Genomic DNA, 25,112 nt, shown 5'->3' with positions numbered 1-25,112 from the left:
CCTTTTGGGATTTTTCTGCGGATCGTCCAAGCCAGGTTTTTATAACTTTTTATGGAGGCTCTTATGTTTACAATGGTATTTTTTGGCGTCCTCTCCATCATTGTCGGAGCGGCTGCCATCTTCCTGTCCATCCAAAAGATGCGGAAGATCCAGCTCCTCCCCACAGGCAATGAGAGGATGACCTACTTAGCCGGGCTCATTCGGAATGGCGCTTTCGCCTTCCTCCGCCGCGAGTATATTTCCATCGCTGCCTTTGCCGGCGTTTTATTTTTGCTGATTGGTCTGCTTTTGGGCCAATGGATGACCGCCCTCTGCTTCTTATTCGGGGCCTTGTCCTCCATGGTAGCCGGATTTGTCGGAATGAATTCAGCGACAGCAGCGAATGTTCGCACAACCAACGCCGCTGCACGGGGAGGAATGAGCCATGCCCTCAAGGTAGCTTTTAGCTCAGGATCCGTCATGGGCTTGATCGTTGTGGGCCTTGGTGCTTGTGGCATGGGCCTTTTTTATTTGATTTTCCGAGATGTTCAGATTGTCACCGGATTCTCCCTGGGGGCTTCTTCTGTCGCCCTCTTTGCTCGTGTTGGCGGCGGAATTTATACGAAAGCCGCTGATGTTGGTGCTGACCTGGTCGGCAAGGTTGAAGCTGGGATTCCTGAGGATGACCCCAGAAACCCCGCTGTTATTGCTGATAACGTTGGCGATAATGTCGGTGATGTGGCCGGCATGGGGGCTGACCTCTTTGAATCTTATGTCGGGGCCATCCTCTCCGCCTTGACCCTGGGTTTTTTGGCCTTCAAGGATACCGGAATTTCCTTTGCTTTTGCTATTGTCGCTTCCGGAATTGTCGCTTCTGCCGTGGGCATAGAATCGGTTCGCGGTGAGTCCGAGGATCCCCAAAAATCCCTCAACATGGGGACTTTGATCTCCTCGGGGGTTATGCTCTTAGCTTCTCTGGTTTTCTCCTTTATCTTTTTCCAGGACTATAAGCCTTTCCTTCCCGTCATTGTCGGCGTAGTAGTTGGGCTCCTGATTTCCAAGCTAACGGAAATCTATACCTCTGACTCCTTCCCCTTCGTAAAGAAAATTGCGGAGGAGTCACAGACCGGTGCGGCCACCAACATCATTGCCGGTTTAGCTTCCGGCATGCAATCCACCGCCGCCCCCCTGATCTTTATTGCCTTAGGTATCATCTTCTCTTATGCTTCCATGGCCTCCATGGGTGAAGCAGCCGGTCTCTTCGGCCTCTCCCTGGCTGCCCTGGGCATGCTTTCCACCTGTGCCATGACCATTGCTGTGGACGCTTATGGACCGGTGGCGGATAATGCCGGCGGCATTGCTGAAATGGCCGGTCTTCCCGAATCCGTTCGTGATATCACCGACCACCTGGATTCCGTGGGTAATACCACCGCAGCCATTGGAAAGGGCTTCGCTATCGGGTCTGCTGCTCTGACTGCTCTTTCTCTCTTTGCCTCTTTTACCCAGGCCGCCCACCTGGAAGGGCTGGACATCACCAACCCCCAGGTCATCGCCGGTGCCTTTATCGGTGGCATGCTCCCCTTCCTTTTCTCCGCTCTTACGATGACAGCCGTGGGCGATGCAGCCAACCACATGGTAGAAGAAGTTCGTCATCAATTCCAATCGGATCCCGGGATCATGCAGGGAACATCCCAGCCGGAATACGGCCGTTGCATTGACATCTCCACCCAAGCTTCTCTTCGGAAGATGATCCTTCCGGGGGCCGTTGCCATCGTTGCTCCGGTTGTGGTCGGCTTCCTCCTTGGCGTTTCCGCTTTGGGCGGACTCCTGGTCGGGGCACTGATCACCGGCGTTCTCATGGCCATCTTCATGTCCAATGCCGGCGGTGCCTGGGACAATGCAAAGAAGTATATCGAAGGCGGACAGTACGGCGGAAAGGGCTCTGAAGCTCATAAAGCCGGGGTCATCGGCGACACCGTAGGCGATCCTCTCAAGGACACTTCCGGCCCATCCATCAATATCCTGATCAAGCTCATGACCACGGTCTCCTTGATCTTTGTCCCCCTCTTCTTACGGTAATTCTTCCGAATGGCAGGAATAAAAGAACAGAAAAGAAAAAGCTTCGGCACAGGCCGAAGCTTTTTTTATGGACAAAATAGGGGATGGATCAGACGTTAAAGCGGAAGTGGACGATGTCCCCATCCTGCATGATGTATTCTTTTCCTTCCAGTCTTACCTTACCGGCCTCCCGGACGGCGTTCATGGACCCGTAGTCAACCAGGTCATCGTAGGAGACGATCTCGGCCCGGATGAAGCCTCTTTGGATGTCGGTGTGGATCTTGCCGGCCGCCTCCAGGGCGGGGGTTCCTTTTTTGATGGTCCAGGCCCGGGTTTCATCCTCGCCTGTGGTTAGGAAGGACATGAGGCCCAGGAGGTCATAGGAAGCCACGATCAGGCGGTCCAGACCCGAGCTTTCCACCCCCAGCATGTCCAGGAATTCTTTCTTTTCCTCATCGGGGAGGAGGGCAATTTCCTGCTCGGCCTTGGCGGAGATGGCAAGTACCCGGGCATCTTCCCCCTGAGCAAAGTTCTTGATGGCTTGAACATGGGGATTGGAAGATCCCTCTTGGCTGATCTCCTCTTCACCGATGTTAGCGACATAGATAATGGGCTTGAGGGAGAGGAGTTGGTAGTTGCGGAGGAATTTCTCTTCCTCGTCGTTGAGGTCCAGGACCCTGGCCGACTTGCCTTCAGATAGGACCTCATCCAAGCGGCGGAGAAGGTCCAATTCCGGTCGGGCAGCCTTGTCCGCCTTGGCCACCTTTTCCTGCTTGGCCAAGAGGCGATCAATTTGTTCAAGGTCAGCCAGGATGAGTTCCAGATTGATGGTCTCAATATCCCGCAAGGGGTCAACTTCTCCATCCACATGGGTGACGTTAGGGTCTTCAAAGCAGCGGAGAACTTCGACGATGGCATCGGTGGAACGGATATTTTCCAGGAACTTGTTGCCTAAACCCTCTCCTTTGGAGGCTCCCCGGACCAGGCCGGCAATATCTACAAATTCTACAGCAGCCGGTATGGTCTTTTTGGAATGGAACATCTCTGTCAGAGTGGAGAGGCGGTCGTCCGGCACCTCAACCAGGCCTACATTGGGGTCGATGGTGCAGAAGGGGTAGTTTTCAGCCGGGGCGGCGGATTTGGTGATGGCATTGAATAAAGTGGACTTGCCTACGTTGGGCAGGCCGACAATTCCGAGTTTCATAGAGGCTCCTTCTTTCCTTCAGGATCGTTAATGGGAAATAATCTGTTTCATTGTATCACTAAGTCATTTTTTTAAGAAAGGCTGATGGGAAAGGAGACGAGGGTTTAATCCGGCGATTTCCAAAAAGTAAGGCAGGGGAGACCCGGGGACGTGGTATAATAAAAATGGCATGTTATGATTTTCTGACCTTTTTCAGTCGTTTCAAAAGATAAGGAGGTACCCATGAGTCTCGAGACCTTAAAAAAACCAAATCTCAAAGAGACGGATTACGGTGTCCTCATGGATAAGCCGGCGGAAGATATTGCCCAAGCCATCCGTGACTGGGAGCCGGAAGAACGGGTTCTCTTTCTCAACCGATTAGACAAAGAACGCTTTGCCGACGTTTTCTTTCTCTGTGACCGCGATATCAAATCATCGATTCTCGGTACCTTGACCAATCCTGAAATGGTTGAACTCTTAGATGAGTTGGCTTCCGATGAGCTGGTAGATACCTTACAGGAGATGCCGGCCAACGTTGTTACGGCTCTTCTCAAAAAGATTGAACCCGAACGGCGGACAATCACCAACCGACTCCTCCGCTATCCGGAAGAATCCGTAGGGTCCCTGATGTCCGTGGATTTTGTCAAGGTTCCGCCGGGCTCAACGCGGAGTCAAATCCGAAAGAGACTCTTGAATGTCAATTTTGACGCTGAACACCTGGTAGACATCTATATCGTGGATAATGACCAAAAAATCCGGGGAATTATTTCCCTGGGCGATTGGGTCCAGGATAATCATGAAAATGTGGAAGAACTGGTCAAAACGGACTTTGTTACCGTGGGTGCCAAGGAAGACCAGGAAGTGGCGGCAGACCTCTTCACTAAGTACCACCGCCTTGTTTTGCCGGTTGTTGATTCGGAAGACCGGATGGTAGGGATTGTGACCGCTGACGATATTTTTGAAGTCATGGAAGATGAGTTTTACGAAGACTTTACCCGGGTGCAAGGTATAACCGACCAGGAAGAAGAGGACTACCTGGATACCCCCGTGAAATCTTTTTTTAAGAACCGGATAATATGGCTCCTCATTCTCATGGTTTCCGCCTCCTTCACCGGCATGGTCATCTCCCGCTTCGAAAGTGTACTTGCCGCTAATGTTCTTTTGGCGACCTTTATCCCCATGCTCATGGGATCATCAGGAAATGCCGGCAACCAGGCGTCATCCACAGTTATCCGTGCAGTTTCCCTCCAGGAGATTGAACCCCGAGATAGCTTGAATGTTCTTTGGAAAGAACTTCGAATCGGATTGTTTTGCGGTCTCGTTTTGGGCTTAGTCAATTTCCTCCGCCTTTTCCTTTTTATGAAGATAGATTTTGCCACTTCTTTAGCGGTTTCCCTGACCCTGGTGGGATGTGTCACTATTGCAAAAATCATTGGAGGAGGCCTTCCCCTCATTGCCACCAAGTTGGGCCAGGACCCCGCAGTTATGGCCGGCCCCCTGCTCACCACGGTCGCCGATACCCTGACCCTTCTTCTCTTTTTCACCATTTCCTCTTCCCTGATTGGTTTCTAAACCATCCCGGTTCAGTGTCATCTGTTACAGTTTTTGGCCAAGGTCCGTGTTCATCAGAGATTAGATGATTAGAAATGAGCTAGGTATGCCGTTAAAAACACAAAACGCAAGGCCTACGCCCGATTCCAAACGCCTGCTCAGCGAAGAAGATCGGGAATTCCTTAATAAACCGGCGGAAGACATCGCGGAAGCACTGGAGGACTGGGATGCTCAGGATCGGGTCTTCTTCCTTAACCAGCTGGATAAGGAAAAATTTGCGGATGTTTTCTATCTCTGCTCGAAGGAAATAAAAACGTCCATTCTGGCCACCATGAGCCAGCCCGAGATGGTTGGTCTTTTGGATGAGCTGGCTTCGGATGAGCTGGTCGATACCCTTCAGGAGATGCCGGCCAACGTGGTTACCGGTTTGCTCAAGTATATTCCGGGTGACCGGCGGCAGATCACCAACCGCCTTCTTAAGTTTCCTGAAGAATCCGTTGGCTCCCTCATGTCTGTGGACTTTGTTAAAGTTCGCCCGGGTGCCCGTCGGTCCGATGTCCGTAAGAAACTTCTCACGATAAACATTGATCCCGAGCACCTGGTGGAGATCTATGTTGTGGATGATGAGCGGAAACTTCTGGGAACCATCCCCTTAGGTGATTTGGTTCAAGACGATGATGAGAATATCGATAAACATATTAAAAAGGACTTTGTAACGGTTCGAGCGACAGAAGACCAGGAAGTTGCGGGTGACCTTTTCGGGAGGTACCATCGTCTGGTTCTCCCGGTAGTGGATTCCGAAGACCGGATGGTGGGCATTATCACTGCAGATGACATCTTTGACGTCTTGTCGGATGAATTCTTTGAAGATTTCACCCGGGTACAGGGTATTACTGACCAGGAAGAAGAGGATTATCTGGATACGACGGTTTTCTCTTTTTTCAAAAACCGGATCATCTGGCTCCTGGTTCTCATGGTTTCCGCCTCCATCACCGGCATGGTCATTTCTCATTTTGAAGAAGTTTTAGCTGCCAATGTTCTTCTGACAGCCTTTATCCCCATGCTCATGGATTCATCCGGTAATGCCGGAAGCCAGTCTTCCTCCACGGTTATCCGTGCCCTCTCACTGGAAGAGGTGGATCCGTCCCATACCCTGGGCGTTCTTTGGAAGGAGTTTCGAATCGGCATCGTCTGCGGCCTTGTCATGGCCATTGTCAACTTCCTCCGCCTGATCATCTTCACCTCGACGGCGGCACCGATAGCCCTGGCCGTCTCTCTGACCCTGATCGCCTGCATCACCATTGCCAAGGTCATCGGAGGCATTCTCCCTCTTCTGGCCGTCAGGATCAGTCAGGATCCCGCCGTCATGGCCGGCCCTCTTCTCACGACAATTGCCGATACCCTAACCTTGATTCTATTCTTCACCATTTGTAAGGCCTTCCTGGGCATCTAGCCGGGGGCCATGAATAATACCCAAGCATTCGGGGGAGGCCCCGGATTAGTTATCGGGGAACCTGTTCCCTGATCGTAGAAATTGCGAGGTAATGATGAATATTCAAGAACGTGTAGAAAAACTCAGACAAAAGATGGCGGAAAGGGATTTGGATGCCTATATCGTCCTGACGTCCGATCCCCACTCTTCAGAATATGTTCCCGAATACTACAAGGAACGGGAATTTATTACCGGCTTTACCGGATCAGCCGGTACGGCGGTGATCACGAAGAACAAGGCCGGTCTTTGGACGGATTCCCGCTATTTCCTTCAGGCTGAAGAGGAACTGAAGGGAAGCCCCTTCAAGCTTTACCGCCAGTATACCAATGATGGGGATCCCACTTGGCAGGAATTCCTTTTGGCGGAAACCTCCGAATTTGCCAAGATCGGCTTTGATGGCTTCACTATGCCGACCTCAATTTATCGCCGGCTCTCCCAGTCCATGGGAAACCGCCTTTTGGTGACGGATGTCGATTTTATCAGCGAAATATGGGAAGATCGTCCATCTCTTCCTAAGCGTCCGGCCTTCTACTATCCCGTAGAACACTCCGGAGCCTCCATGGAAGAGAAGATCAAGATTCTTCGCTTCATGATGAGGGAGAGAGAGGTCGATTATACCTTCTTAGGTTCCCTTGATGACGTTTGCTATCTCTTTAACATTCGGGGCTGGGACGTAGAAGATACCCCGGTGGTTCTTTCCTTTGCCCTGGTCTCCCAGGATAAGGTCATGCTCTTTATCCAACCGGAGAAGCTCTCCGATGAGATCCGCCGTCCCCTGGATAAGGCCGGCGTTGAAATTTACGCCTATGACGACATCGCCAACAAGCTCTCCGCCATTCCGCCCCAGAAGACCGTATACCTGGATCCCGACTACACCAACATTACCCTCTATCAAGCCATCCCGGACAACGTCCGGATTGAAAAGGGGGTCAACCTGACCTCCCTCATGAAGGCGATAAAAAACAAAACGGAAGTCGACAACCTCCACCAGGCCTATATCAAAGACGGCATTGCTCTTATGAAGTTCTTCAATTGGGTGGAAACCGGAGCCAAGACCGGATCCGTCACTGAGCGAGCCGCCGCCAAGCGTCTGAACGAATTCAGGGCAGAAGGAAAGGACTTCCTCATGGACTCCTTCCCCGCCATCATCGGCTATGATGCGAACGGAGCCATTGTCCACTATAACCCCATGCACTCCGACCACCCGGCAACTATCCAAAACAAGGGTCTCCTCCTGGTGGACTCCGGTGGCCAATACCTCCAGGGGACGACGGACATCACCCGAACCTATGCCATGGGGGAGACCACGGACGAAGAAAAAACCGACTACACCCTGGTCCTGAAAGCCCACATTGCCGGCATGGCCGCCAAATTCCCCGAAGGAACAACGGGCTCCTATATTCATAACGTCGTTCGCTATCCCCTAAACCAAGCCGGCATGGACTTCAACCACGGAACCGGCCACGGGGTCGGCATGCTCCTCTCCTGCCATGAAGGGCCTCAGACCTTCTCTCGAATTGATGGAGGTGTCAAGATTGTCCCGGGCATGGTTACTTCCGTTGAACCCGGGCTTTACGTGACCGGAAAGCACGGGATCCGGACAGAATCCATCACTCTCTGCGTAGAGGGAGAGACGACAGACTTCGGTACCTTCTATGAATTTGAGCCCCTGACCTGGGTGCCCATTGATACCCGGCCCATCAAGATGGACCTCCTCACCGACTTCGAACTGGATTGGGTCAACCGGTATAACCGGACCTGCTATGATAAGCTGGCTGACCACCTGGACGGGGAAGTCCTGGCCTACCTCAAGGCGAGAACCCGGGCCATCGAAAGACCTCAATAAAGAAGAAACGGTTCAGGAATGAAGGATTTCACCAACCAACTCAAGGAACTTCCTCATAAGCCCGGCGTCTACCTTATGTTCAATGTTGATAATGAGGTGATCTATGTCGGCAAGGCCATCGACCTTTTCCGCCGGGTCCATTCCTACTTCACCCCCTCTCAACGAGGAAAGTCGCCCAAGGTGGTAGCCATGGTGGAAAAGGTGGACCGGTTCGAATACATCGTGGTGGAAAATGAGGTGGAGGCCCTGGTCCTGGAATCCAACTTCATCAAAGAACACGACCCCTACTACAACATCCTCCTCCGGGATGACAAACAGTATCCCTACATTCATATTCCCAAAGAGACCTTTCCCCGGATCCTCAAGGTTCGCCGGGTGGCGGAGGATGGAGGGGATTACTTCGGCCCCTTTCCCAATGCCTATGCGGTCAACGACATCATTCGCCTCCTCCAGAGGGTCTTCAAGATTCGGACCTGCCGCCTGGATTTTGATGCCGGTCAGCGTCTTAAACGACCCTGCCTCAACTACTTTATTGACCAGTGTCCGGCCCCCTGTGTGGACAAGGCGGATGAAGGAAAGTACATGGCGGCTATGGATGAAGTCCGAAACTTTCTTAAAGGGAAGGATGGAGAAATTCGGGCTTATCTCCAGTCGGAGATGCAAAGTGCGGCGGAAGAATTGAATTTTGAACGAGCCGCCCGCTTCCGAGATGATCTTTTTCACCTTGATGACCTCCAGGAGCGACAAAAGGTCACCTTTACCCGGCGAAAAGATGCCGATGTTGTTGCCTTCGCCCGAGGGGTCCACCACATCACTATCCAGGTATTTTTTGTCCGGGACGGGAAGCTGGTTGACCGGGAGCACTTTGAAATGAAAGAGGCCTTTCAGGAAGAAGGGGGAGAGATCATCTCCTCATTTCTGAAACAGTTTTACCTCCAGGCCACCTATATTCCATCCCAGGTTCTGGTGGGGACCCTTCCGGTCGACCAAAGGGCCATTGAGGAATTTCTCAGCGACCGCCGTGGGGCCAGAGTTTCCATCCTGGTTCCCCAGAGGGGGGACAAGCGGGCTCTTGTCGAGATGGCTCAAAAGAATGCGGAGGAAGAACTGGTCAAGCTTGAGCGGAGGACCCAGAGGAAGAATCGGTCCAAAGATCGAGGCATTAAACAGCTGGAGGACCTTCTGGGCCTGGAGGGCCTGGACCGGGTGGAAGCCTACGATATTTCCAACATCTCCGGGGTTCAAAATGTGGGGTCCATGGTGGTTTTTAGGCGAGAGAAAAAGGACCCCAAAGAATACCGAAAATTTAAGATTAAAACGGTGGAAGGACCTGATGAATATGCCTCCCAGCGGGAGATGGTCTCCCGCCGCTTCGACCACGGTTTGAAAGACCGGGCGGAGGGAAGGTCGCAACAGACCGGCTTCGGGGCCTTCCCCGACCTCATTCTCATGGATGGGGGCTTGGGTCAGGTTCATCTGGTGGAAGAGATTCTTAAAGGCCGGGACTTGTCTATTCCTGTGGTGGGCATGGTCAAGGACGATAAGCATGTCACTCGGGCTTTGATTTATCAGGAGAAAGAGTATAGTTTAGATCTTTCCTCTTCTTTATATAAGTATCTTTATGCTGTCCAGGAAGAGGTCCATCGCTTTGCCATCAACTACCATCGCAAACTACGGTCAAAGGATATGGTCAAATCCGTTTTGGACGAGATACCGGGCATCGGTCCTGTCCGGCGTCAGGCCCTCCTCCGGGAGTTCGGATCGGTGGAGAAGATCAAGAAAGCCTCCCTGGAAAGTCTGACCAAAATAAAGGGCATGGACCGGCAGTCAGGGCAAAACGTCTATGCGTATTTTCACCCTGTAAAAGGGGAAAAGGAGGAAGGATGAAGGAAGTGCAGAAATCAGTTCCCCTATCGGAACTTGTGGAATCGGTGGGCTTGGAAGTCGTCCACCGGTCTTCCGACTACGATCAAATCACCATTACGGAAGTCGATGTGAATCGGCCGGGCCTCCAGCTCTCCGGCTTTATGCACAATTTTGCCTGGAAACGGCTCCAGATTATCGGTCGGGTGGAATATGTCTACTATATGCAAATGGAGCCGGGCCTCCGCTATGAACGGTTCCGGGGGATTTTTTCCTACCCCCTTCCGGCCTTGATTTATGCCTATAACCAGTCCATCACCCGGGACATCCTGGACCTGGCGGACTACTATGATAAAACGGTTCTACGAACCCCCTGGCCAACCACCCGCCTCATCGCCAAGCTTAACACGGCCCTGGAAAGCTTCATGGCCCCGGAGACCACGATTCATGCCGGCTTGATGGATGTTTTCGGCATGGGTGTTCTGGTTCGGGGGAAATCTTCCGTCGGAAAATCGGAGACCTGTCTTGACTTGGTGATTCGTGGCCACCGATTGGTGGCGGACGATGTTGTTCACATCAAGAAGTTGGACCAGAGCCTCCTTGGGGAGGCCCCTGAAAACATCCGTCACTTTATGGAAATCCGCGGACTCGGGATCTTGGACATCCGGAGACTTTACGGCATCGGCTCGGTCAAAGAAGCCGCAGAAGTGGAGATGGTGATTGAATTGGAGGATTGGGACGATAATGTGGAGTATGATCGTTTAGGCATCACCGACCACTACACTGAAATTCTTGGTGTCCGGATTCCTTCCATTACCGTTCCGGTCAAACCCGGTCGAAACATCGCCATGATTATTGAGGTGGCGGTCCGTAATACCCGTCAAAAAGAGATGGGCTATAATGCCGCAATCGAGCTGAATGAGAAGCTGATTCGTGAGGCAAACGAACAAAACAAAAAATCTTAAGAGGGAAAAGGTTGTCGGTTTGACGACCTTTTGACGAAAGCTTATACTTTAATATGGAATGAACTGAATTCCTTTTATTATTGGCAAGACCGTGCAAGAAGGTATTTTCCTTTATCTGTACGATTCATTGTTTCTATCTTATAAAAATTAGGAGGCAATATGGCTAAAACGTTCAAAACGATGGACGGAAATGAAGCGGCCGCATACGTCTCGTATGCCTTTACCGAAGTCGCTACCATTTACCCCATCACCCCATCATCCCCTATGCCGGAGCATGTGGACACCTGGTCCGCTAACGGCAAGAAAAACCTCTTCGGCGAATCCGTCCATGTGGTCGAGATGCAATCGGAAGCCGGTGCAGCCGGTGCTATGCACGGTGCCTTGGCATCCGGTGCTCTGGCAAGTACATACACGGCATCCCAGGGACTCCTGCTCATGATCCCCGATATGTACAAGATTGCCGGTGAGCAGCTTCCCGGTGTTTTCCATGTCGCTGCTCGTGCAGTAGCTTCTCATGCTCTTTCCATCTATGGTGACCACTCCGATGTCAACTCCGCTCGTATGACCGGCTTGGCCTTCCTGGCTTCCGGATCCGTTCAGGAAGCCATGGACCTGGGTGCTGTTGCTCACCTTTCCGCTATCGAAGCAAGTCTGCCCTTCTGCCACTTCTTTGATGGTTTCCGGACTTCCCATGAAATCAACAAGATCGATGTTTGGGATTTCGATGACCTGGCTGAAATGGTCAACCAAAAGGCCATCAACGAATTCAAGGCCCGGTCCTTGAATCCCCACCGTCCCCACACCATGGGCACTGCGCAGGATCCCTCCATCTTCTTCCAGAACCTGGAAGCTTCCAACCAGTCCTACATTGATGTCGTCCCTGTCGTCGAGAAGTATATGGAGAAAGTCTCTGAAAAGACCGGCCGTTCCTACCACCTCTTCGACTATTACGGCGATCCGGATGCGGAAGATGTCGTTGTTCTCATGGGCTCCGTTGGTGAGGCCATGGAAGAAGTCATTGACTGGATGAAGGTTAACCGTCCTGAACAAAAGGTCGGCATGATCAAGGTCCGCCTCTACCGTCCTTTCGCCACCGAGAAGTTCCTGGAAGTCGTTCCTAAGACGGCCAAGAGAATTGCCGTCCTTGACCGTACAAAGGAAAAAGGTGCCATCGGTGAGCCTCTTTATATGGATGTTCAGTCCGCTTTCTACAATTCCGATCGTCATCCTCTGGTTGTCGGCGGACGTTACGGCATGGGTTCCTCGGACGTTACTCCAACGGCTCTCCTCTCCGTGTGGAACAACCTCAAGCAGGAAGAACCTAAGGACCACTTCACCATCGGTATCGTCGATGATGTGACTCATACTTCCCTGGATATGTCCGAAGACCTCTTCATCCGTGAAGAAGGAACCACCCGCTGCAAGTTCTGGGGCTTCGGATCTGACGGAACTGTCGGCGCGAATAAGCAGGCCATCAAGATCATCGGCGATAACACGGATATGTACGCTCAGGGTTACTTCGACTACGACTCCAAGAAGTCCGGCGGTTTGACGGTCTCCCACCTTCGTTTCGGGAAGAACCCCATCCGGTCAACCTACCTCTTGGATGAATCTGACTTTATCTCCTGCTCCAAGCAGGCTTATGTCCACCAATACGACCTTTTGGAAGGGCTGAAAAAGGGTGGCCGTTTCCTCCTCAACTGCATCTGGGACGAGGATGAATTGGCTGACCACCTGCCGGCTTCTATGAAGCGTTACATGGCTCAGAATGACATCGAGTTCTACACCATCAACGCTTCCAAGATTGCCCAGGAAATCGGCTTGGGTAACCGGACCAACATGATCATCCAGTCCGCCTTCTTCAAACTCTCCGGCGTTCTCCCCATTGAAGAAGCAACGGCCCACCTCAAAGATTCCATCGTCAAGGCCTATGGCCACAAGGGCGATGATGTGGTCAACATGAATAACGAGGCTGTTGATGCCGGCATCAATGCTCTGGTGAAGATTGATATTCCTGCGGAATGGGCAAATGCGGAAGATGAGCCTGTGGACAAGAAAGACGTTCCCGAGTTCATTGAGAACGTGGTATTCCCCATGCTCCGTCACCAGGGAGACAAGCTTCCCGTTTCCGCTTTTGCTGACCGTGTTGATGGACACTGGGATCAGGGAACTTCGGAATACGAGAAGAGAGGGATCGCTCTTTACGTTCCTGAGTGGCAGCCCAATAACTGCATCCAGTGTAACCAGTGCGCCTATGTTTGTCCCCATGCCGTTATCCGTCCCTTCCTCTTTGATGAAGAAGAAGCCGCCAATGCTCCTGAGGGGATGACCCTCCTCGATGCCAAAGGCAAGGCACTTTCCGGCCTCAAGTTCAAGATCCAGGTTTCTCAGCTCGACTGCACCGGTTGCGGCAACTGTGCCGATGTTTGCCCGGCTCCGGAGAAAGCCCTGGTCATGAAGCCCTTCGAAGAAGAATACGAGAAGGAAAAGGGATATTGGGATTATGCCTTCAAGGAAGTCACCAACAAACCCGACCTCATGGACCGGACTACGGTCAAGGGATCCCAGTTTGTTCAGCCCTTGCTTGAATTCTCCGGTGCTTGTGCCGGTTGTGGTGAAACGCCCTATGCCCGCCTGGTCACCCAGCTCTTCGGCGACCACATGCAGATTGCTAACGCCACCGGTTGCTCCTCCATTTGGGGTGCCTCCGCTCCGGCAACGCCTTATACCTGCAACAGCGAAGGCTGCGGTCCGTCCTGGGGTAACTCCCTCTTTGAAGATAACGCCGAATACGGCTATGGTATGCTCCTGGCCAACGAGGCTAACCGTGACCTCATCTCCGCTAAGATGAAAGCCTTCCGTGACCTGGGTCTCGATTCCGAATATAACGCCCTCTTTGAAGCTTGGGAAGAAGCTAAGAATGATTATAAGGAATCCAAGGCAGCTACCGCGGACATCATCAACGCCAAGGCTTCTGTTTCTGACAAGGAAGGACGGAAGCTCCTGGATGAAATCCTGGAACTTAAGGACTACATGATTAAAAAGTCCAACTGGATCTTCGGCGGCGATGGATGGGCCTACGACATCGGATACGGCGGTCTGGACCACGTCCTGGCTTCCGGCAAGGACATTAACGTCCTGGTCATGAATACCGAAGTCTACTCCAACACCGGTGGTCAGTCCTCCAAGGCAACCCCGCTTGCTGCTGTTGCTCAGTTTGCCGCTGCCGGTAAACGGATCCAGTCTAAGGACTTGGGCCTCATGCAGGCCACCTATGGCTATGTTTATGTTGCACAGATCGCCATGGGTGCAAACCAGAACCAGACCATCAAGGCCATTAAAGAAGCCGAAGCCTACAATGGTCCTTCCCTGATTATCGCTTACGCGCCCTGCATCAACCACGGTATCCGCATCGGTATGGGCCGGTCCCAGTACCGTGAAAAGCAAGCCGTGGATGCCGGTTATTGGCACCTCTGGAGATATGATCCCCGCCTGTCTGAAGAAGGGAAGAATCCCTTCCAGTTGGATTCCAAGGAACCCACAGCGGACTTCCGCGAGTTCCTGGCCGGTGAGGTTCGCTACTCCTCCTTGCAGAGAAACTTCCCTGAAGAAGCCGAAGAACTCTATGCGGCAGCAGAGAAGATCGCTCAAGATCGGTTCAAGACCTATAAGAGATTGGCCGACCAAGACTAATCTGTTTAGCTTGAAAGTCCCTCCGAAAGGAGGGGCTTTTTTTGTGGAAAAATAATGGTCAAAAAGAGTGGACTAGGGTATAAAAAAGGCGAAGCGAGAGGAGATTTTTATGCTAAAAACCTATCAGATCGATGAGTTAACAAACGGGGCTTATGGATTGACCAAAGAAAATGCCCCTTTATCCCGCTATACCACCTTTCATATCGGAGGTCCCTGTGATCTCCTTATTGAACCCACAGGGGAGAAAGAGCTTCTCCGCACCTATCGTTACCTTCGTTCAGAGGCTATTCCCTACTATATTATTGGTAGAGGGTCCAACCTCCTGATCAGGGATGGAGGGATACCGGGCGTCGTCATCCTTCTTAACCGACTATATTCGGACATCACCATTGAAGGGAACATAATCACCGCACAGACGGGGGCCAGTCTTCGCGATGTCGCCTTCCTTTCCTTTGAGGCAGGGTTGACCGGAATGGAAGAAATATCAGGCATCCCGGGATCCGTTGGTGGGGGAGTCTATATGAATGCCGGAGCCTACGGGGGAGAAATGAAGGATGTGGTGGAATCCATTCGAGCGGTAACACAGGATGGACAGTTGGTTACTCTTACTGTTGACGATATGGATATGGGACACCGAACTTCTCGGATGATGACCGAAGGGATGCTGGTGACGGAAGTAGTCTTTCGGCTTAAGGAGGGCGATCCTCGACAGATTCAAGCCGCTTATGAAGACTACACAAATCGACGGACAACCAAGCAGCCCCTGGACCATTATTCCGCCGGTTCCGTATTCAAGCGACCTAAGGGAGGATATGCTTCGGCCTTGATTGACCAGGCAGGACTTCGGGGCCTTTCTGTGGGGGATGCCCAGGTGTCGGAAAAACACTGTGGATTTATGATCAACCGGGGTCATGCTAAGGCATCAGATGTCCTTGCCCTGATCGAAAAAGTTCAAACAGAAGTCAAAGCTCAGTTTGGCATTGACCTGGAGCCGGAAGTTCGGATCATCGGCGTAGATAAGCGAGAAGACTAGGAAGGGGGAAGCCTTGAAGATTGTCATCATTACCGGTATGTCCGGGGCAGGGAAGTCTTCTGCCCTCCGTATCTTTGAGGACATGGGGTATTATTGTATGGATAATCTTCCGCCCCAGCTCATGGACCCCTTTATCACCTTAGCCCAAAAATCTTCTGACCCCATCTCCAAGGTGGCGGTAGGAGTGGATATTCGGGGACGAGAGTTTTTTGACCAGCTGAAAAATATGCTGGATAAGCTCACCGATCGCGGAGCAGAGCTTTCAGTCCTATATCTGGAGGCCAGGGATGAAATTATCATCCGTCGCTACAAGGAGAAACGTCGACCCCATCCCCTGGACAAGATGGGGAACATTTACGACGGGATCCAGCGGGAGAAGTCGGTTTTAGTTCCCCTTCGCCGGCGAGCTGACCTTATCATTGACTCCTCAGACCTCACCTTGGGTGAACTCAAGCGAAAAATTGATGTCCATTACCTGGAAAATCGGGAAGACGCCTCTCTCCTCATCTCAATTACCTCATTCGGCTACAAACATGGGATCCTTCTGGACGCGGACTTGGTTATGGACGTTCGCTTTCTTCCTAATCCTTATTATGTTCCGGAATTAAAAGGGAAAACAGGTCAGGATCCGGAGGTGGCATCCTTTGTTATGGCTTCAGAAGAAGCTAAGATTTTTATTGAAAAATTTTCCGATCTCCTGGAATTTTTAATTCCTTTTTACATAAAAGAGGGAAAGAGAGCCCTGGTTATCGGCATAGGCTGTACAGGCGGCCAACATCGCTCTGTTGCCCTTGCGGATGTTATGGGAAAAATCCTGAAAGACAGGGGAAATAAAGTTAAGGTCTACCACCGGGATAGGATGTTATGGAAGACAGATCAATAACCGGCCGGGTTATTGAGATGTAAGAGGGAATGGATTGTCATTGGAGGAAAGGAGGCCAAAATGAAGGAGATCTCTGCAGGGGGAGTGATTATGTATAAGGGATCGACCCTTCTCCTTCGGAGCTTCCGAGGGGATTGGGTTCTTCCTAAGGGGAGGGTTGAAGAAGGGGAGACTCTGCAGGAAACTGCCATTCGTGAGGTTAAGGAAGAGTCCGGATTGGATTGTGAAATCATCAAGTATATCGGCTTTGTCCGCTATAATTTCCGCCTCCATAACAAGGAGATTGTCCACAAGAAGGTCCATTATTATTCCATGCGTTGGACAGGAGGCAAGCCCCTTCCTCAGCAGGAAGAAGGCTTTTGTATTTCCACCTTTGTGCCCTGGGAAAAAGCGGAAAGTCTTCTCCGACATGATAGTGAGCGGTCTATGGTTCGGTCTGCTTTTAAGAAGGAGAGGTGACGGTCATTGACGTATTCTTATGATGTGAAAGAGGAATTATGCAAGCTGAAAGTTCCCTCAAAAATCCAAGCTCTTTTGGAACTTTCCGCCTTAGCCGGATTTAATGCAGCCGTGGCCCTGACAGCAGATGGCCCCCAGCTGCGTTTTTTTTCCGAGCATCCGGATGTGATTACCCGGGTCACCCTCCTGGTCCGCATCCTCTACCGACAGGACCTCCCGGTCGTTGTCCAACAAAACCAGGGCCTCCAACTGAAGCCCATCTACCTGACCCAGTTCGGCGACCCCATCCTCCAACCCTTCCTGGAAGAGTCCGGCTTTGACCTCATGGGCGGGGAAATGGAGACAACCGAGGATATCCTCTCCCGCCTATCCAATCCACAAAATGCCAAGGCTTATCTCCGAGGGGCCTTCCTGGCCGCCGGATCCATTGTCGACCCGGAGAAGTCCTACCACCTGGAAGTCCTTATCAGCCGGAATAAACAAATTGAGATCTTCCGTCACGTTGCCCGGGTTCAGGGGCTGGACTTCAAGTGGACGGACCGGAAGGATGACACCGTCTTCTATATGAAGAACTCGGACGATATCTCCGATTTCCTGGTCGACATCGGAGCAAACAAGGCCATGCTCCGCCTGGAAAACGCCAAAGCCTTTAAAGAAGTCAACAATGCCATCAACCGCCAGGCCAATGCCGAAACCGCCAACTATGACAAGTTGGTGGAAGCTTCCGCCAAGCAGATCCATGCCATCGACCTCATCTCCAAAACGATCGGCCTGGATGCTCTGGATTTTCCCCTCCAGCAAGTGGCCATGGCTCGACTGAGAAATCCCAGCGCCTCCCTAAAAGAACTCGGGGAAGGTCTCCAGCCCAAGCTGGGGAAGTCGGGCGTCAACCACAGGATGAAGAAAATTTTGAAAATGGCAGAGGAATTGGATGCCGACAAGTAAAAAGGCCTGACCGAAAACCGGTCAGGCCTGATTCATGAAAACCTGTAGTCATTTGTATTATTTGTTAAGTAATGTCGAATCCTCAATAAAATTATTTATGCTTTCATCCGGAATTAAGCTTGCTGTGATGTCCAAGGGATCTTCACCGGTCTTTGCCTTATCTTCCAGGAAGAGGAGGTTTACAGCAAAGGACTCCATTTGATCCAAGAGTTCTTTATGATCTGTTGTGAAATAGAGTTCTAAGGGTTCATTTTTATCTAAATCAATGGTTACTTTTTCCTCAGTTGACTTCAGTGGATAAGACGAATGATCATCTTTCAGGTTGATCATTGCTGCCACCTTTGCCTTGATGTCTTTTGGGACAGAACCATCTTTAATAAGATCTTTCAAAGCTTCCGGAATCTCAATAAGCATTTTAGCCACGAAGGTATCCTTGTCGGGACTATACCGGACCTCCTCTAAGGAAATTCGTGACACCAGACTTCGTACCGGAAGGGCACTGGGTTCATCGGACGAGCTAGTTTGGCCTGATGGATTTTTTTCACTCCCTGATTCTTCAGACAACTTGGGGGCTCCCTCAGTGTTATGGACCAAGTCAGCGATATAGTAGTAAGCATCCTTTAGAGGTTTCTCCAGGTTTTCCTCAAAATCAAACTTAATTTCAAAGAATCCCAGTTCATTAAGGGGGAAATTAGCTTCATCATTTTTAAAGGAAAGGTCGAAGATTTTTTCTTCAGAAAAATCTAAGACCATGTTCTCTTCAGTGGGCTTGAGGACATAATCTTTATCCTTGTTTTTTTCCCTCATTATACCGCTCACTTTAACCTTAAAACTTCCGTTGACCTTCCCGTCCTGGATCAACTTTTCCATAGCCTTGACCGGGGTGGTTTCAACCCGTGCTTTGTAAGTTTTTCCCTCTTTATCTGTATTAACCTCCAAAATACGAATCTGTGAAACGATAGATTTTGCGGGGAGAGGAGCACCAGGATTTTTTGAGGGGTCAGCATTCACCTGACCGGAAGGGCCAGATGTACATTTTACGAGAAAGGGCCCTCCCAATATCAGGAGAAGAGCTATGAGGAGTAGAGACTTTTTTTTCATGGTTTTCTCCTCTTTATTTATACCATTCGGCAAACTGGCCTGTAGTAAGACTAATATTCACGTTCCGATAGGTTTTATTACATTGATGATCAACCTTAACGATACTTCCTGTGGTTTTTGCAAGGTAAGATCCCGTGTCACAATAATAGGTGGTATATGGTGGGACATTGGTTGTGGCTTGAAAAGTTTTAGAAGAAGTATTGCCATATCCTACTTCAGCACTAACTCCAATGGATCCGGCAATAAAATTAGCTTCTGCCGAGCTTCTCGCACTACCTGTAAATGAAATAGTTCTTGTTGCGGATACACTTATGCTCTGAGTAGTACCGGTATTGTTCTTTGCCATATGAGTAGTTACAGAATATGGAATTTTTTTCTGGGTAGAACGAGCTTGGTAATAACTATATTCCTGACACACAGGACCAAGCAATTCACAACCGGGTTTACCTTCGTTTTTGGCATAAACTGGATTCGCACTGAAAATAGTTACAATTAAACATGTGGAGAGTAGAAAAGCAAAGAATTTTTTCATGGGATTATCCCCTTTCTCCTTGAATGTCATCAAGGATTCTTAGCGGGATCCGCACCTCTAATTTAATTGTACTCTTATTCAAGGATATGTAAAGGTTTTTATATACAATTTACAGTAAAAAAGTTTGACAGGACTGAGATGGGGTGGTAGTATATACAAGTCGCGCTTAGAGATCCCTCAAGCAAGGCATTTAAAGGACTGATGAAAATCGAGTAAATTAAATGTTAAAAAAGCTTGACAGAGATTAAGAAGCACGATACAATAGACAACGATCACTTCAAAAAAAGTGGTCACGAACCTTTTACAAAAGAATACGTGAATGACTTTGAGTATCACATTTATATTAATCAACTTTTCGAGTCAGAATATGACTCTCGAAATTATTTGAGAGTTTGATCCTGGCTCAGGATTAACGCTGGCGGCGTGCATAACACATGCATGTTGAACGAGAATCTCTTTGCCGGATCCTTAGGGAGAAGATAGAGAGAGGACAGTAGCGGATGGGTGAGTAACACGTAAGGAACCTGCCACGCACAGGGGGATAGCAGCCGGAAACGACTATTAATACCCCATGACACCTCATTTTCGCATGAAGGAGAGGTCAAAGATTTATCGGTGTGTGATGGCCTTGCGTCTGATTAGCTGGTTGGTAGGGTAACGGCCTACCAAGGCGATGATCAGTAGCCGGCTTGAGAGAGTGTACGGCCACATTGGGACTGAGACACGGCCCAGACTCCTACGGGAGGCAGCAGTGGGGAATTTTGCACAATGGAGGAAACTCTGATGCAGCGACGCCGCGTGAACGAAGAAGGTCTTCGGATTGTAAAGTTCTGTCCTGGACGAAGATAATGACGGTAATCCAGGAGGAAGCCCCGGCTAACTACGTGCCAGCAGCCGCGGTAATACGTAGGGGGCGAGCGTTGTCCGGAATGATTGGGTGTAAAGGGTACGCAGGCGGCCTATTAAGTTTGACGTGAAAGCCCGGGGCTCAACCTCGGCAAGCGTTGAAAACTGGTAGGCTTGAATAGTGGAAGGGACAGTGGAATTCCTAGTGTAGCGGTGAAATGCGTAGAGATTAGGAAGAATACCGATGGCGAAAGCAACTGTCTGGACACATATTGACGCTGAGGTACGAAAGCGTGGGGAGCAAACAGGATTAGATACCCTGGTAGTCCACGCCGTAAACGCTGAGTGCTAGGTGTCGGGGGTCAAACCTCGGTGCCGCCGTTAACACATTAAGCACTCCACCTGGGGAGTACGCACGCAAGTGTGAAACTCAAAGGAATTGACGGGGACCCGCACAAGTAGCGGAGCATGTGGTTTAATTCGACGCAACGCGAAGAACCTTACCAAGGCTTGACATAAAACGGATGGGTGTAGAGATACACCGTCTCTTCGGAGCTGTTCTACAGGTGGTGCATGGTTGTCGTCAGCTCGTGTTGTGAAATGTTGGGTTAAGTCCCGCAACGAGCGCAACCCCTGTCGTTAGTTACCAGCAAGTAAAGTTGGGGACTCTAACGAGACTGCCGGTGATAAACCGGAGGAAGGTGGGGACGACGTCAAATCATCATGCCCTTTATGTCTTGGGCTACACACGTGCTACAATGGTTGGGAACAAAGCGCAGCGAGACCGCGAGGTCAAGCGAATCGCAGAAAACCAATCTCAGTTCGGATTGGAGGCTGCAACCCGCCTCCATGAAGTCGGAGTTACTAGTAATCGTGGATCAGCATGCCACGGTGAATGCGTTCCCGGGTCTTGTACACACCGCCCGTCACACCATGGAAGTTGGTAATACCCGAAGTCGCTGAGCGAACCGCAAGGAAGCAGGCGCCGAAGGTAGGATCAATGACTGGGGTGAAGTCGTAACAAGGTAGCCGTAGGAGAACCTGCGGCTGGATCACCTCCTTTCTAAGGAAAGCTTGAGAAGGTGAGTAAGAAATACGAGAAGGAAGGCAAGGGAAAAGGCGTCAGGTAACTGATGAAGAAGTACCGAAACCGAATTCGCGAAAGCTTACGAACAATTCTTGGAGCAGACAAAATGGTCGAGAGACCGAAAATCATAAGTTTATTGATTGCTAATCGCGTCCGAGGCGACGTGGGGGTGTAGCTCAGCTGGGAGAGCACCTGCCTTGCAAGCAGGGGGTCAAGAGTTCGATTCTCTTCATCTCCATAACCCTTCATCATGAAGGGTTTTTTCATCAGAGGTTAAGACCTTCGATGTGGTCCTTGACAATCGAATAGTAAAAGATATTTCTGGTCAAATCGAGAAGAGCACGAGGCGAATGCCTTGGCACATGGCGCCGACGAAGGACGGTCAAGCACCGATAGCCGCGGGGAGTCCAAAAGACAGTGATCCGTGGGTTTCCGAATGGAGCAATCCGGCAGGTGAAGAACCTGTCATCCTACCGCCAATCCATAACGGTAGGAGGGGACACCCGGCCAACTGAAACATCTCAGTAACCGGAGGAAAAGAAAGCAAACGCGATTTCCTTAGTAGCGGCGAGCGAAGGGGAAAGAGGCCGATAGTGAAGAAGACGAAAGAGACCCAGGCGAATCTTCTGGAAAGAAGAACCAAAGAAGGTAAAAGTCCTGTAACTGAAAGGTTTTGCCGTTGTCACGACAGAGTACCATCGAACACGAGAAATTTGGTGGGAACATGGGAGGACCACCTCCTAAGCCTAAATACGACCATGTGACCGATAGTGAACAAGTACCGTGAGGGAAAGGTGAAAAGAACCCCGGAAGGGGAGTGAAAGAGAATCTGAAACCTTGTGCTTACAAGCAGATAGAGGGGTCATGCACCCTGATATCGTACTTTTTGTAGAACGGGCCAGCGAGTTATATTCGTAAGCGAGGTTAAGCCCTACAGGGGCGGAGCCGGAGGGAAACCGAGTGTGAATAGCGCGAGAGTTTGCGGATATAGACCCGAAACCGGGTGATCTAGTCATGAGCAGGATGAAGTAGAAGTAAAATTCTATGGAAGACCGAACCAGGTGCGGTTTAAAACGCATTGGATGACTTGTGATTAGGGGTGAAAAGCCAATCGAACCCGGAGATAGCTGGTTCTCCTCGAAACCACTTTAGGGTGGGCCTCATGAGGAAGATAAAGGGAGGTAGAGCACTGAATGGTCGCGGGGGATATATCCTACCAACACCTATCAAACTTCGAATTCCGTTTATTATCCATGGGAGTTAGACTATGTGGGATAAGCTTCATAGTCGAAAGGGAAACAGCCCAGACCGTCAGCTAAGGTCCCTAAATCATGTTCAGTGGAAAAGGAGGTCATTCTACTTAGACAACCAGGACGTTGGCTTAGAAGCAGCCATGCATTGAAAGAGTGCGTAATAGCTCACTGGTCGAGTGGAGCGGCGCCGAAGATACACGGGGCTAAACATGATACCGAAGCTACGGGATTGATCGAGACAAAAAGTATTTTGTTCAACACGCTTACGGATTGTGAAGACTAGAAATATCGAAGTCAAATTTCTACAACGAAAACGCGTTAAAGAGATTGAGGTAAGAAGCAAGTTATCTTTATTGAATTAATGCAATTTCACGCAAGAGAGATTCACAAGAAACGTGCAAGTGAACAGAATACTTTTTGTCTTGACAATCGGTAGAGGAGCATTGTATGTGCATTGAAGCAGAAGGGATAACCCACTGTGGAGGGCATACAAGAGAGAATGCTGGCATGAGTAGCGAGAAGGCGAGTGAGAATCTCGCCCGTCGAAAGCCGAAGGATTCCTGAGCAAGGCTCGTCCTCTCAGGGTTAGTCGGGACCTAAGCTGAGGCCGAAGGGCGTAGGCAATGGATATCCGGTGGAGATTCCGGAACTGTTTTTACTCGTTTGAGAGAAGTGTTGACGCAGAAGGCTAAGGGAAGCAGGCGAAAGGTAGAGCCTGTCCAAGGAGGTAGGCGAGTTCGGTAGGTAAATCCGCCGAATGGTGCTGAGATCTGATGGGGACCGAAAAATAAGTAGGGAAGTCTCTGATGCCCGGCTGCCGAGAAAAGACGCTATCGAGAGTAAGAGCACCCGTACCAAAACCGACACAGGTTGGCAAGATGAGAATTCTAAGACGCGCGGAAGAACCTTTGTTAAGGAACTCGGCAAAATGACTCCGTAACTTCGGGAGAAGGAGTGCCATATAAAAATAGAACTTCACGTTCGACGAATCGTATGGCTGCAGTGAATCGGCCCAAGCGACTGTTTACCAAAAACACAAGTATCTGCGAAGTCGTAAGACGAAGTATAGGTGCTGACACCTGCCCGGTGCTGGAAGGTCAAGGGGAAGCGTTAGCGCAAGCGAAGCGTTGAACTTAAGCCCCAGTAAACGGCGGCCGTAACTATAACGGTCCTAAGGTAGCGAAATTCCTTGTCGGGTAAGTTCCGACCCGCACGAAAGGTGTAACGATTTGGGCGCTGTCTCAACAAAGGATCCGGTGAAATTGTAGTACCCGTGAAGATGCGGGTTACCCACGCTAGGACGGAAAGACCCCATGGAGCTTTACTGTAGGCTGACATTGGACTTTGGTTTTTAATGTACAGAATAGGTGGGAGACTGTGAGCTAGTGGCGCCAGCTGCTAGGGAGTCGCCTTTTGGATACCACCCTTTAAGGACTAGAGTTCTAACCTAGGTCCGTGATCCGGACCGGGGACACTGTCAGTTGGTCAGTTTGACTGGGGCGGTCGCCTCCCAAAGAGTAACGGAGGCGTTCAAAGGTCTGCTCAGGATGGACGGAAACCATTCAATGAGTGTAAAGGCAGAAGCAGGCTTGACTGCGAGAGCAACAACTCGAGCAGGTGCGAAAGCAGGACTTAGTGATCCGGCGGTTGCGAGTGGAAGTGCCGTCGCTTAACGGATAAAAGCTACCCTGGGGATAACAGGCTTATACCCCCCAAGAGTTCACATCGACGGGGGTGTTTGGCACCTCGATGTCGGCTCGTCTCATCCTGGAGCTGGAGCAGGTTCCAAGGGTTGGGCTGTTCGCCCATTAAAGAGGTACGCGAGCTGGGTTCAGAACGTCGTGAGACAGTTCGGTCCCTATCCAGCGTGGGCGTAGGAAATTTGCGAGGAGCTGCCCCTAGTACGAGAGGACCGGGGTGGACAGACCGATAGTTTACCAGTTGTTCTGCCAAGGGCACCGCTGGGTAGCTACGTCTGGACAGGATAAGCGCTGAAGGCATCTAAGCGCGAAGCCCCCCTCAAGATGAGATTTCCGAAAGAGACCAGGTAGAAAATCTGGTTGATAGGTCAGAGGTGGAAGTGCAGTAATGCATGAAGCTGACTGATACTAATTACTCGTGAATTTGACCAGAAATATCTTTTACTATTTGAGGTTAAGGTGAAACAAGAATGAGGTGTTCATTCTTCATATGGTGATGATAGCAAGAGGGATCCACCTGTTCCCATTCCGAACACAGCAGTTAAGCCTCTTCACGCCGATGGTACTTGGTTGGAGACGACCTGGGAGAGTAGGAAATCGCCAAATAAGAAGCCCGAGAGCAATCGCTCTCGGGTTTTGCTTT

At 50.6% G+C, this 25,112-nt stretch carries 14 protein-coding genes, 1 tRNA gene and 3 rRNA genes; 15 read left to right on the top strand and 3 right to left on the bottom strand.

The features are described 5' to 3' along the window. The first annotated feature begins 72 nt into the window (after positions 1 to 72). Positions 73 to 2,058 (top strand): sodium-translocating pyrophosphatase, encoded by a 1,986-nt coding sequence (locus BN2373_RS01545; protein WP_420795653.1) that lies wholly within the window; start codon positions 73 to 75, stop codon positions 2,056 to 2,058. A gap of 88 nt (positions 2,059 to 2,146) precedes the next feature. Here the strand turns inward: BN2373_RS01545 and ychF are convergent, their stop codons facing one another. Then, positions 2,147 to 3,241, bottom strand: coding sequence for a redox-regulated ATPase YchF (gene ychF, locus BN2373_RS01540; protein ID WP_053942438.1), 1,095 nt, complete (start codon positions 3,239 to 3,241; stop codon positions 2,147 to 2,149). Between the two features lie 222 nt (positions 3,242 to 3,463). Between ychF and mgtE (BN2373_RS01535) the strand changes: the two genes are divergently transcribed. The 10 genes from mgtE (BN2373_RS01535) to whiA all read left to right on the top strand — a co-directional run bounded on the left by mgtE (BN2373_RS01535) (position 3,464) and on the right by whiA (position 17,950). Then, positions 3,464 to 4,792: a magnesium transporter gene (gene mgtE, locus BN2373_RS01535; RefSeq protein WP_053942437.1), complete on the top strand. Its 1,329-nt coding sequence runs from the start codon at positions 3,464 to 3,466 to the stop codon at positions 4,790 to 4,792. 85 nt (positions 4,793 to 4,877) lie between these two features. After that, positions 4,878 to 6,224, top strand: coding sequence for a magnesium transporter (gene mgtE, locus BN2373_RS01530; protein WP_053942436.1), 1,347 nt, complete (start codon positions 4,878 to 4,880; stop codon positions 6,222 to 6,224). Between the two features lie 94 nt (positions 6,225 to 6,318). Next, entirely contained in the window at positions 6,319 to 8,109 is a 1,791-nt protein-coding gene (locus BN2373_RS01525; RefSeq protein WP_053943463.1) for a M24 family metallopeptidase, read from the top strand. Positions 8,110 to 8,127: 18 nt separating this feature from the next. Then, positions 8,128 to 9,996, top strand: coding sequence for an excinuclease ABC subunit UvrC (gene uvrC, locus BN2373_RS01520; protein ID WP_053942435.1), 1,869 nt, complete (start codon positions 8,128 to 8,130; stop codon positions 9,994 to 9,996). Further along, a complete protein-coding gene (gene hprK / locus BN2373_RS01515) occupies positions 9,993 to 10,937 on the top strand; it encodes an HPr(Ser) kinase/phosphatase (protein WP_053942434.1) in 945 nt (314 codons plus the stop codon). Before uvrC ends, hprK begins: the two co-directional genes overlap by 4 nt. A 159-nt stretch (positions 10,938 to 11,096) precedes the next feature. Continuing rightward, positions 11,097 to 14,630, top strand: coding sequence for a pyruvate:ferredoxin (flavodoxin) oxidoreductase (gene nifJ, locus BN2373_RS01510; protein ID WP_053942433.1), 3,534 nt, complete (start codon positions 11,097 to 11,099; stop codon positions 14,628 to 14,630). A gap of 109 nt (positions 14,631 to 14,739) precedes the next feature. Further along, positions 14,740 to 15,663 carry a UDP-N-acetylmuramate dehydrogenase gene (gene murB, locus BN2373_RS01505; RefSeq protein WP_053942432.1) on the top strand — a complete coding sequence of 308 codons (924 nt, stop codon included), beginning with the start codon at positions 14,740 to 14,742 and terminating at the stop codon, positions 15,661 to 15,663. 13 nt (positions 15,664 to 15,676) lie between these two features. Beyond that, a complete protein-coding gene (gene rapZ / locus BN2373_RS01500; RefSeq protein ID WP_053942431.1) occupies positions 15,677 to 16,546 on the top strand; it encodes an RNase adapter RapZ in 870 nt (289 codons plus the stop codon). A 60-nt stretch (positions 16,547 to 16,606) separates the two neighbouring features. Then, complete coding sequence (locus BN2373_RS01495) at positions 16,607 to 17,005, top strand: NUDIX hydrolase (RefSeq protein WP_053942430.1); 399 nt, start codon at positions 16,607 to 16,609, stop codon at positions 17,003 to 17,005. Positions 17,006 to 17,011: 6 nt separating this feature from the next. Beyond that, complete coding sequence (gene whiA / locus BN2373_RS01490; RefSeq protein WP_082337957.1) at positions 17,012 to 17,950, top strand: DNA-binding protein WhiA; 939 nt, start codon at positions 17,012 to 17,014, stop codon at positions 17,948 to 17,950. A gap of 57 nt (positions 17,951 to 18,007) precedes the next feature. Here the strand turns inward: whiA and BN2373_RS01485 are convergent, their stop codons facing one another. Both BN2373_RS01485 and BN2373_RS01480 read right to left on the bottom strand, forming a co-directional pair. After that, positions 18,008 to 19,051 (bottom strand): hypothetical protein, encoded by a 1,044-nt coding sequence (locus tag BN2373_RS01485; protein WP_053942428.1) that lies wholly within the window; start codon positions 19,049 to 19,051, stop codon positions 18,008 to 18,010. A gap of 13 nt (positions 19,052 to 19,064) precedes the next feature. Then, complete coding sequence (locus tag BN2373_RS01480) at positions 19,065 to 19,583, bottom strand: hypothetical protein (protein ID WP_154826102.1); 519 nt, start codon at positions 19,581 to 19,583, stop codon at positions 19,065 to 19,067. 380 nt (positions 19,584 to 19,963) lie between these two features. On the opposite strand from BN2373_RS01480, the gene BN2373_RS01475 reads away from it, so the two are divergent. The 4 genes from BN2373_RS01475 to rrf all read left to right on the top strand — a co-directional run bounded on the left by BN2373_RS01475 (position 19,964) and on the right by rrf (position 25,075). Continuing rightward, positions 19,964 to 21,492, top strand: a 16S ribosomal RNA gene (locus BN2373_RS01475). A 189-nt stretch (positions 21,493 to 21,681) separates the two neighbouring features. After that, positions 21,682 to 21,754: transfer RNA gene (locus tag BN2373_RS01470), tRNA-Ala, on the top strand. Positions 21,755 to 21,839: 85 nt separating this feature from the next. Next, positions 21,840 to 24,901 (top strand): 23S ribosomal RNA (locus BN2373_RS01465). A 57-nt stretch (positions 24,902 to 24,958) separates the two neighbouring features. Continuing rightward, positions 24,959 to 25,075, top strand: a 5S ribosomal RNA gene (gene rrf / locus BN2373_RS01460). Together the 16S, 23S and 5S rRNA genes with 1 tRNA gene alongside form the textbook arrangement of a ribosomal RNA operon. Positions 25,076 to 25,112: the final 37 nt, after the last annotated feature.

The sequence above is a fragment of the Kallipyga gabonensis genome (genome assembly GCF_001286805.1).
Classification (GTDB): Bacteria; Bacillota; Clostridia; order Tissierellales; family Peptoniphilaceae; genus Kallipyga; species Kallipyga gabonensis.
Note: the sequence above shows the minus strand (reverse complement) of the source record. Positions and strands in the feature narration are given on the sequence as shown.

Bases quoted from the DNA above. Each gene is read 5' to 3' on its own strand.
- BN2373_RS01545 (WP_420795653.1), top strand. From the start codon at position 73: ATGGTATTTTTTGGCGTCCTCTCCATCATTGTCGGAGCGGCTGCCATC.
- ychF (WP_053942438.1), bottom strand. From the start codon at position 3,241: ATGAAACTCGGAATTGTCGGCCTGCCCAACGTAGGCAAGTCCACTTTA.
- mgtE (WP_053942437.1), top strand. From the start codon at position 3,464: ATGAGTCTCGAGACCTTAAAAAAACCAAATCTCAAAGAGACGGATTAC.
- mgtE (WP_053942436.1), top strand. From the start codon at position 4,878: ATGCCGTTAAAAACACAAAACGCAAGGCCTACGCCCGATTCCAAACGC.
- BN2373_RS01525 (WP_053943463.1), top strand. From the start codon at position 6,319: ATGAATATTCAAGAACGTGTAGAAAAACTCAGACAAAAGATGGCGGAA.
- uvrC (WP_053942435.1), top strand. From the start codon at position 8,128: ATGAAGGATTTCACCAACCAACTCAAGGAACTTCCTCATAAGCCCGGC.
- hprK (WP_053942434.1), top strand. From the start codon at position 9,993: ATGAAGGAAGTGCAGAAATCAGTTCCCCTATCGGAACTTGTGGAATCG.
- nifJ (WP_053942433.1), top strand. From the start codon at position 11,097: ATGGCTAAAACGTTCAAAACGATGGACGGAAATGAAGCGGCCGCATAC.
- murB (WP_053942432.1), top strand. From the start codon at position 14,740: ATGCTAAAAACCTATCAGATCGATGAGTTAACAAACGGGGCTTATGGA.
- BN2373_RS01495 (WP_053942430.1), top strand. From the start codon at position 16,607: ATGAAGGAGATCTCTGCAGGGGGAGTGATTATGTATAAGGGATCGACC.
- BN2373_RS01485 (WP_053942428.1), bottom strand. From the start codon at position 19,051: ATGAAAAAAAAGTCTCTACTCCTCATAGCTCTTCTCCTGATATTGGGA.
- BN2373_RS01480 (WP_154826102.1), bottom strand. From the start codon at position 19,583: ATGAAAAAATTCTTTGCTTTTCTACTCTCCACATGTTTAATTGTAACT.